Here is an 8,326-nt window from a genome sequence, read left to right as displayed (position 1 = left end):
ACCGATGGGTGCGGCCATTTGGTCGTCAACGCTGTCGGATATGCGTGGATTTCCATTAGCCTTTTTCCTACGGTTTTTCCAAAATCATGGTTTGTTAGATGTAACGAATCGACCGCAGTGGTATGTGATACCAGGTGGTTCACGCGAATACGTGAAAAAACTGACACCGGCTTTTGCCGATAAAATTCATCTCAATACGCCGGTAAAACAGGTTCGACGTGATCAAGGCGCGGTCTATGTCACCACGGATAAGGGCGAGCAGGTGTTTGATCAGGTGGTATTCGCGTGTCATAGCGATCAAGCGCTTGCTATGTTGGCCGATCCCAGTGATGCAGAGCGTGACGTTCTCGGCGCCATTCCTTATCAAGATAATGAAGTGGTGCTACATACGGACACCTCTCTGTTACCTAAGCGACAAGGTGCATGGGCGAGCTGGAATTATCATTTGCCCTTGTCAGAAGAAATAGACACGGATCCGGCAGCTTTGACCTACAATATGAATATATTGCAATCAATTCAGTCGCCTGAGACGTTTTGTGTCACGCTCAATCAAACACACAGAATAGAACCCAGTAAGATTTTACGTCGTTTTGTGTATGCACACCCAGTGTTTAATACCGAGAGCGTCGCAGCACAGCAAAAGCGTCATCAGATTAATGGCCAACAGCAAAGCTGGTTTTGTGGCGCGTATTGGTATAACGGTTTTCATGAAGATGGTGTTAAAAGTGCACTTGACGTGGTGGAGGGCATCAATTCGTGACTGAGTCGGTTGTAACTTTGAATAGCGGTTTGTATGTCGGCCAGGTCCGGCATCGGCGCTATACACCGATCAAACATACGTTCACGTATCCTGTTTTTATGCCGTTGATTGACCTAGACGAATTGGCATTACTGTCGTCACAGGTCACGGGGTTCCGGCTGGGTAAATGGGGCTGGGCGGCCTTTGATTATCGAGACTATTTAGATGGGCGAGAAGATACCAAAGCGGCGTGTCTTGACAAGGTATACACACTCACGGGCGAGCGCATAGAAGGAAAAGTTTATGCGCTGTGTCAGCTGCGTTATCTCGGCGTGTATTTTAGTCCGGCGAATTTTTACTACGTCTATGATCACGACAATAACTGGCGCTACGTGCTTGCAGAAGTCAGTAACACCCCTTGGGGCGAACGCCACTATTACGCGGTTCCGGCCGGTACGCGTTGGGAAAATGATAAAGCGTTTCATGTGTCGCCGTTCAATCCAATAGAACAACGCTATCATTGGCGTCTTCGTCCGCCCCGCGAGCGCGTGCACTTGCATCTTGAAGCGCACCGCGAAGCCAAGGAGTTTGACGCGACACTTGGCCTACAACGACGGCCTTTTACCTCAAAAACATTGGGTAAGTTATTGATCCGGACACCGATAGAGACAGTAAAAGTTCTCATTGGTATTTATTGGCAAGCGCTCAAACTTTGGATAAAGGGCGCACCGTTTTATCCGCACCCGGGTGCGAAGAAGGAGTAATTATGTCTGTAACGGACGTACCTCAAAGTCAACGCACATTGACGCGTAAAGAGCATTACGCGAAGCAGTTGGTTTATACGTTAATGGCACACGTCAAAGATGCTTCCATTTCGCTCGTTGATGAGCAGGGTCAGACCTTGCAGTGCGGAGATCCTCAGGCACAATTACATGCATCAGTCTTAGTCCATGATCCACGTTTTTATACTCGGATTTTGACCGGTGGCAGTATTGCAGCCGCCGAAGCTTATATTGAAGGCTGGTGGGAATCGCCCAGTCTAACCGACGTGATTCGGGTCTTTGCTCGTAATTTGCCGGCGATTGATCGGATAGAAAAGCACACGGGTTGGTTGGTGAGCCTCGGTCATAAACTGGCACATTGGCGCAATCGTAACGAGAAAGACACAGCACGCCGCAATATTGCCGCGCATTATGATCTTGGCAACGATCTGTATCGTCACTTTCTCGATGATCAAATGCTGTATTCCAGTGGGATTTATCCGGAAAAGGAAGCCTCACTAGAAGCCGCGCAAATCGAAAAAATGGATCGTCTCTGCCGACAACTGTCGCTAACGCCTGATGATCACCTGATCGAAATTGGCACAGGTTGGGGTGGCATGGCGATCTATGCCGCAAAGCATTACGGCTGTCGCGTTACTACCACCACCATCTCGGAAGAACAGCATGCTTGGGCACAGGCGTGTATTGCACGAGAGGGGTTAGATAATCAGATCACATTGCTTAAAGAGGATTACCGCGATCTGACCGGCGAGTACGACAAACTTGTCTCGATAGAGATGATTGAAGCGGTAGGCAAAGAATACCTAGATACCTTTGTGCGAAAGTGTCAGTCACTACTCAAGCCGAGTGGTTTGATGGCGATTCAAGCGATTACAATAGCGGATCAACGTTATGACCATTACAGTCGCAATGTCGATTTTATTCAAAAGCACATTTTCCCGGGAGGGTTTTTGCCCTCGGTAAACGTCTTACTTGATCACTTCACCGCCCAAACGGACTTTGTGATGCGGGATTTAAAAGACATTGGTTTGGATTACGCGCAAACGCTAGCTGACTGGCATACCCGGTTTAATCAACAAGCAGAGACCTTGCGGGAATACGGATACGACGATCGTTTTGCGCGCCTGTGGCGTTTTTATTTTTGCTATTGCGAAGGCGGCTTTAGAGAGCGAACCATCAGTGCAGTCCAGCTGTTGCTCAGTCGTCCGGCTTGGCGAGAGGCCTAAATAATGCGTTTTGTGTTGATCTCTTTATTGTTCAACGTGTACTGGTTTTCGGCGGCTATCGGGCCGCCGAGTTTACAATGGTTGATGGGAGCGATGTTACTGGTTGCGATCGCCTATGATCGTACCGTGATCGCTGGGATCTTAACCCTTGCCCCATTAGGCATCATTGGTGACAGTGTGATGCTGTATACGCAGTGGTTAGCTGTCGACACCGGCTCACTGATCATGCCTTCTTGGCTTATTTTACTTTGGTTGGGTTTTTGCGCCTTTGCGTGGCTGATGCGTGAACTCGTGCTCGCTCGGCCAATTTGGTTGATCACATGCATTGGCAGTGTGGGGGGAGCAAGCAGTTATCTCGCGGGAGAGCGACTCGGTGCATTATCATTCCCGCAATCCTTTTGGATAACGGGCGTGGTATTACTCGGCGTTTGGGCGATATACAGTGTGTTATTCGTTGCCTTAATGCGTTGGTTACAACACAAAGTAGAGGCGCGAATGGCGGCAACAAGGGGACAACAATGACAGGATGGAAAGTACTTATCGCCAGCCTCATTCTCACCATGGCAACTTCCGTGCAAGCTGAGCAGCCAACGACCGGCGGCTCGATGGCCTGGCAGCAATGGCCCGAAGTGGGGGAAGCGACCTTAACTTGGGGCTGGTGGACGATTTATCAATCGTCATTACGCACGCCATCAGGCGATTACGAACCACCATTACCTCATGCTCTGGTGATCACGTATGCCCGTGATATTAGCGACGAGCGCTTGATGAAAGCCACTAACGACCAATGGGCGCATTTAGGTTATTCGGCTTCACAACGTGAACGCTGGCAAACTGCGCTTAATGATGCGTGGGGCGATATTGCCGAAGACGATCGACTTGCGTTTGTTCGCTACAAGGACAAAGGCGTTTTCCATTATCAATCTCAAGGGCAAGATTGGCGCACCACATTAGTGATCGATGACACAGATCTAGCCGACGCCTTTTTAGCTATCTGGTTATCAGAAAACACAGAGTACCCCGATCATCGGCGCGCATTATTAGGAGAAGCATCATGACAAAGTGGACCCGCAGTTTTAACCGGGCATGCCTTACCCTTGCAAGCGTTATCATGCTTGCTGCTTGTTCGGCGGATATCGATGATTATCAAGATCGTGAGCCGGCGTTCAACATGTTCGAGTATTTTGATGGACATACCAAAGCGTGGGGCATGGTCCAAGACTTTACAGGGGAGCAAACCCGCCGCTTCGAAGTGGATATTGAGGGAACGGTCGACGGTGACACGCTCACATTGGATGAATCGTTTATCTATGCGGACGGAGAAACCCAAACGCGCGTGTGGACGATTACGCGTCATCAAGATGGTACTTATACGGGGACGGCTGGCGATATCGTCGGCGAGGCAAGGGGTGTCGTTGCGGGTAATGCCCTGAATTGGCGCTATGATTTAGTGGTGCCTGTTGGCGAGAGTGAATATCAGTTCCACTTTGATGACTGGATGTTTCGTCAAGATGATGATCATCTCTTTAACGTGACCTCGATGCGAAAATGGGGCATTGAAGTGGGCAAAGTGACGCTGTTTTTCCAACGCGTCGAACAATAAGTGCGTTTGAGGCGTTATCCAACGCCTCTAGCTAGCCCGATGGCACGTTGAATAACCCAACGGAGCAGTTTAGGGATCGGCGTATTCAGCTCATTTTCTGTATAAGCAATAATGGCCAGGGCGGCATCGGGTTTTGCGTAGCGCTTTAACGCCTTGGCGATGATACGCTTATCGTTCATGTGCGGCTGCTGGCTCGCCACGCCGGCCATCTCGCGAAACAACGGCTCATAGCCATTGTTATATAAATAATGCTCAATATCTCTATCGGGCAGTACCGTCAGTCTTGCTCCTTCGGGCTGATGCTCGATTTGTCCTCGCGCGGTGGCTGCGTACTTCTTTCCTGCCATATCACCATCGGCGACAAGGTGCCATTCAATGCCCAGTGCCTTGGCGGTCTTGATGAGTGGCCTAAGTCCGCTTTGTGCAAACTCAATTAAATGGACACCTTCCGCTGCAAAGTCATAACCTTGTAATCGTGCAAGCTCATTAAATAGCCAGATTTCAGTTTCACCTTCAACCAATAACCAGCAGCGTGCGAACAGTGCGCTGGGACGATGAAAGCGAACGTGGAACGTGACACGCCGACGTTCATCTTGCGTCAGTAGATGAGAAGGGACTTGATGGCTACGTGTTTCCGTGGGATGGCGTACAAGCCGGCGAATATGATCGAGCTGAACGCCAGCCAACAAATCACCGCTATTGGTGGTCAACAGTTTTTGCATGGGCATGAGTTGGATGAGGCGCCATGCCTGATTTAAAAGTGTGGGGTGTAGCCGACCTTCAGGATCTTCAAACAACATAATAGGTCGGGCATTGCGTTTGAGTTGTTTCGGGCCACGCGCCCGCACAAATGCACTCAGTAACCCCATTAATACGAGCCGGCTTTGGTTAGATGTATTGGCGGCAACCGCTTCTAAGGGGTGCATTTGATTATGGGTAATCGACAGCGCGCCAGGAGCATGAATGGGATAGGGGGCGCGGCTATGCTCGTCAGCGGCAAAATAGTGATCGAGTAGCTGACGCATTGCATGCAGGCCACTTTTGATTTCCCCTTTGTTAACGTGCCCAGGCATCATTAATAAACGGCGATAGGTATTATCTAAACGTTGCTCAACCCGCGTATTGTCTTTATTGACCATTTGCCCAGGTACCCGCATACGTCGGGCATCACGTACCCTAACAACGGGGTGGATCTGCATTAAATGGCTTGCGAGCGCATCGTTGTCGACCTTTTCAATTATCTCTCCCTGACAAGACAAGAATACACGCTGTACCGAAACTTTACTTTCTTGCATGGTCGCGTTCAGACAGTAATCTAAAGTTCGGCAACCGGCATTTTCACCGTTCCAGAGCGGCTTAAAACGACGATAACGGCGAGCTTTATGCTCCCCCGGAAAACTTTCCTGCCAACGGAGAATAATCTGAAATTGTTGTTCTGGTGCGACGCCAAGGGCATGGTCAACATGAAAGTCAGAGCGTTTAAACTGAGGTTTATCGCCACTGGGATGGAGTGCGAGCTCCAGTGCATCCAAAAGAGACGATTTCCCCCATGCGTTTTCGCCGATTAACACGGTGAGTTCATCGACTTGGAGTGATAGGCGCCGGATGCCACGGAAGCCTGCAATTTCTATACGGTCTAATCTCATTGTCACCTCTGTTTCAGAGTATGACACCTTGACGAAAAAGGAAACGAAATCGATGGTTATTTTGTGCTATATGCCTGATTTATCGTGACTAACACATAATGCTTCCTCACGAGGGATTGCCCTTCGATTTACCATAGGGTGGTAAGGTAAACCCTGATATAGTGTGTAGATCTGTTACGTGCCCTTTTTAGGGTGATCATCGAGAGAAAATTATGTTGTCGTTTGAAGCCTTACACGTTCTTGATGCCATTGAGCGAAAAGGCAGTTTTGCTGCTGCCGCTGAGTCGTTGAATCGTGCGCCCTCATCGCTGAGCTATCAAGTACAAAAGCTTGAAGACGAACTTGGGTTAGTGATTTTTGATCGTTCAGGCCACCGTGCGACGTTTACTGATGCCGGCCATTTATTGGTTGAGCGAGGGCGCATGTTATTAAAAGCGGCAGACGAAATGGTGGCGGATGCTGCATCATTGGCTCACGGCTGGGAGTTGGAAATTTGTCTTGCCTACGATGGATTGTTTAAGAGCGACTTCTTTTTTCCGCTGATCGAGCGTTTAGCTAAAAAGAGTAGTACACGACTGAAACTGTCTGAGCAAATACTAGCAGGCTGTTGGGAGGCGTTAGCACAAGAGCGCGCAGATGTACTGATTGCGCCGATCCCCGATACTGTGCCTCAAGGGATAAAAGTACAGCCGCTGGGAGAAATGAGCGCCTATTGGGTTGCCGCTCCCGACCATCCGATACATAAAGAAGCGCGCCCGGTTGTACCCGATGTTCGCGCCAAATACCGTGGCGTCGCGGTTGCTGACACGGCGCGAGGTATGCAGCCGAAAACCTATAATGTGCTGGAAAATCAACCACGCTTAACCGTCAGTTCCATGCATGACAAATATACGGCTATTTTGAATGGCCAAGGCATAGGGACGTTGCCCTGGTTTTGGGTCCAAGACGATCTCAACGCCGGACGTTTAAAACGCCTAAAAGGGGGAGAGCCGTTTCAGCTCAAGTTCGGAGTAGCCTGGAAGCGCAATCGAATGGGCAATGCTAAATCCTGGTTAGTCAGACAGTTGCCCAATTTACTTGCGCCTTACATGCAAGCAGGCGACATACCGATTAATAAGTCCTCGTCTTGAATGAAGAAGGCGCTGGATTGAATTGACCAGCTTTGGTCGCGCGTTGTCTTCGCTTACGCTTTGGATGATAACGGCAGTTGCATATCGACGATGCCATCGGCCATTTGCACATCAATACTAAAGAATAATGGTGTTCATAAGCACACTGCCGAGACCAACACCTTTTAAATCAGAGCGGACTAAGACCGCAAATTCGGCGTCTGTATTTTGAGGATCGGCCAATAAACGCGCGACTCCCCAGATTTCTTCTCTCCCGGAAGATAGTGGGAACGTGGCCACTATCGCCATTTCACGGTCATAGTCAATTTGAGTCAAATTCGCTAACGCCTCATGATTTAGCTCGCCAACGTCAGAGAAAAAGCGGCGGTATAGATCCTCTTCAGACACTTTTTCGACAAAGGCCTTATGCGTTGGCTCATCTTCGGGAAGAATAGGACGCAGCAGAATGGTTTGTCCGTTTTTAAGCGTGACCGATTGCTCCAATTCTTTAGGGTAAGGCCGAATAGCTAAGCGCTTTTGTTGGCTACCCGCGTAATCTCGTAACCGCAGCGATGCATCCAAAACCGTGAGTTCCTCGCCAGCGACCAGAAGTGGGTGGATATCGAGCTCATCGACTTCCGGGCAATCAATGATCATTTGTGACAATGTCACTAAAAATTGACATAGACGCGGTACATCGATAGCAATAGGAAAGCCGCGTTGCTTGATTTTACCGCTTTTAATCGCGCCAATCACAAGATAGCGCGCCAGTGCCATATTAAGCGGCGGGATCCCGACTGCCGCATCTTTGGTGACATCCCAATCAGAGCCACCTTCTCCGAGTAAAATGATGGTACCAAAAACGGGATCATTACTGATGGTAACGCGCAGCTCCTGGGCACCCGCTCGCGGAGCCATCGACTGTACCAATAATCCTTGGATGTGGGCGTTGGGAAAAGTGACAGACACGCGATCAAGGATCGCTTGAGCGGCATTAGCGACTTCTGCCCCTGTACGTAAATTCAACATTACGCCTTGTACATCTGATTTATGACGAATATCGGAAGAGCGAAGCTTCACGGCAACAGGATAACCAACTTGTTCGGCAATTTGGGCGGCTTCTACCGCGTCGGTCGCGAGCCAGGTAGATATAACCTGCATACCATAAGCTTCTAAAAAGGGTCGTACCTCATGGGTCGTTAGGGTGAGATGCTCAATGTC

General features: G+C 49.5%; 8 protein-coding genes and 1 pseudogene. 7 read left to right on the top strand and 2 right to left on the bottom strand.

The features are described 5' to 3' along the window. The 6 genes from BZG79_RS08175 to BZG79_RS08150 form a co-directional block, all read left to right on the top strand. Positions 1-760, top strand: a 760-nt coding sequence (locus BZG79_RS08175) for an FAD-dependent oxidoreductase (protein ID WP_199877628.1), incomplete at its 5' end; no start/stop codon positions are given. Next, a complete protein-coding gene (locus BZG79_RS08170; protein ID WP_198532308.1) occupies positions 757-1,503 on the top strand; it encodes a DUF1365 domain-containing protein in 747 nt (248 codons plus the stop codon). The genes BZG79_RS08175 and BZG79_RS08170, both read left to right, overlap by 4 nt. 2 nt (positions 1,504-1,505) lie before the next feature. Continuing rightward, positions 1,506-2,747, top strand: coding sequence for a cyclopropane-fatty-acyl-phospholipid synthase family protein (locus BZG79_RS08165; RefSeq protein WP_025744576.1), 1,242 nt, complete (start codon positions 1,506-1,508; stop codon positions 2,745-2,747). Between the two features lie 3 nt (positions 2,748-2,750). Then, a complete protein-coding gene (locus BZG79_RS08160) occupies positions 2,751-3,269 on the top strand; it encodes a DUF2878 domain-containing protein (RefSeq protein ID WP_077678831.1) in 519 nt (172 codons plus the stop codon). Then, positions 3,266-3,805: a hypothetical protein gene (locus tag BZG79_RS08155; protein ID WP_025744578.1), complete on the top strand. Its 540-nt coding sequence runs from the start codon at positions 3,266-3,268 to the stop codon at positions 3,803-3,805. Before BZG79_RS08160 ends, BZG79_RS08155 begins: the two co-directional genes overlap by 4 nt. 53 nt (positions 3,806-3,858) lie before the next feature. Continuing rightward, positions 3,859-4,350, top strand: coding sequence for a DUF3833 domain-containing protein (locus BZG79_RS08150; protein WP_051503302.1), 492 nt, complete (start codon positions 3,859-3,861; stop codon positions 4,348-4,350). 14 nt (positions 4,351-4,364) lie between these two features. Here the strand turns inward: BZG79_RS08150 and BZG79_RS08145 are convergent, their stop codons facing one another. Next, positions 4,365-5,996, bottom strand: a complete 1,632-nt coding sequence (locus BZG79_RS08145; RefSeq protein ID WP_077661524.1) for a DUF2813 domain-containing protein — start codon at positions 5,994-5,996, stop codon at positions 4,365-4,367. A 212-nt stretch (positions 5,997-6,208) separates the two neighbouring features. Here BZG79_RS08145 and BZG79_RS08140 point away from each other — a divergent pair, with 212 nt between their 5' ends. After that, entirely contained in the window at positions 6,209-7,126 is a 918-nt protein-coding gene (locus BZG79_RS08140) for a LysR family transcriptional regulator (protein WP_077678832.1), read from the top strand. A gap of 53 nt (positions 7,127-7,179) precedes the next feature. On the opposite strand, the pseudogene BZG79_RS08135 reads toward BZG79_RS08140, so the two are convergent. Then, positions 7,180-8,326, bottom strand: a pseudogene (locus tag BZG79_RS08135) (acetate--CoA ligase family protein); the annotation flags it as partial.

Origin of the sequence: Salinivibrio sp. MA427 (assembly GCF_001996115.1) — a bacterium.
Lineage (GTDB): Bacteria > Pseudomonadota > Gammaproteobacteria > Enterobacterales > Vibrionaceae > Salinivibrio > Salinivibrio costicola.
Note: the sequence above shows the minus strand (reverse complement) of the source record. Positions and strands in the feature narration are given on the sequence as shown.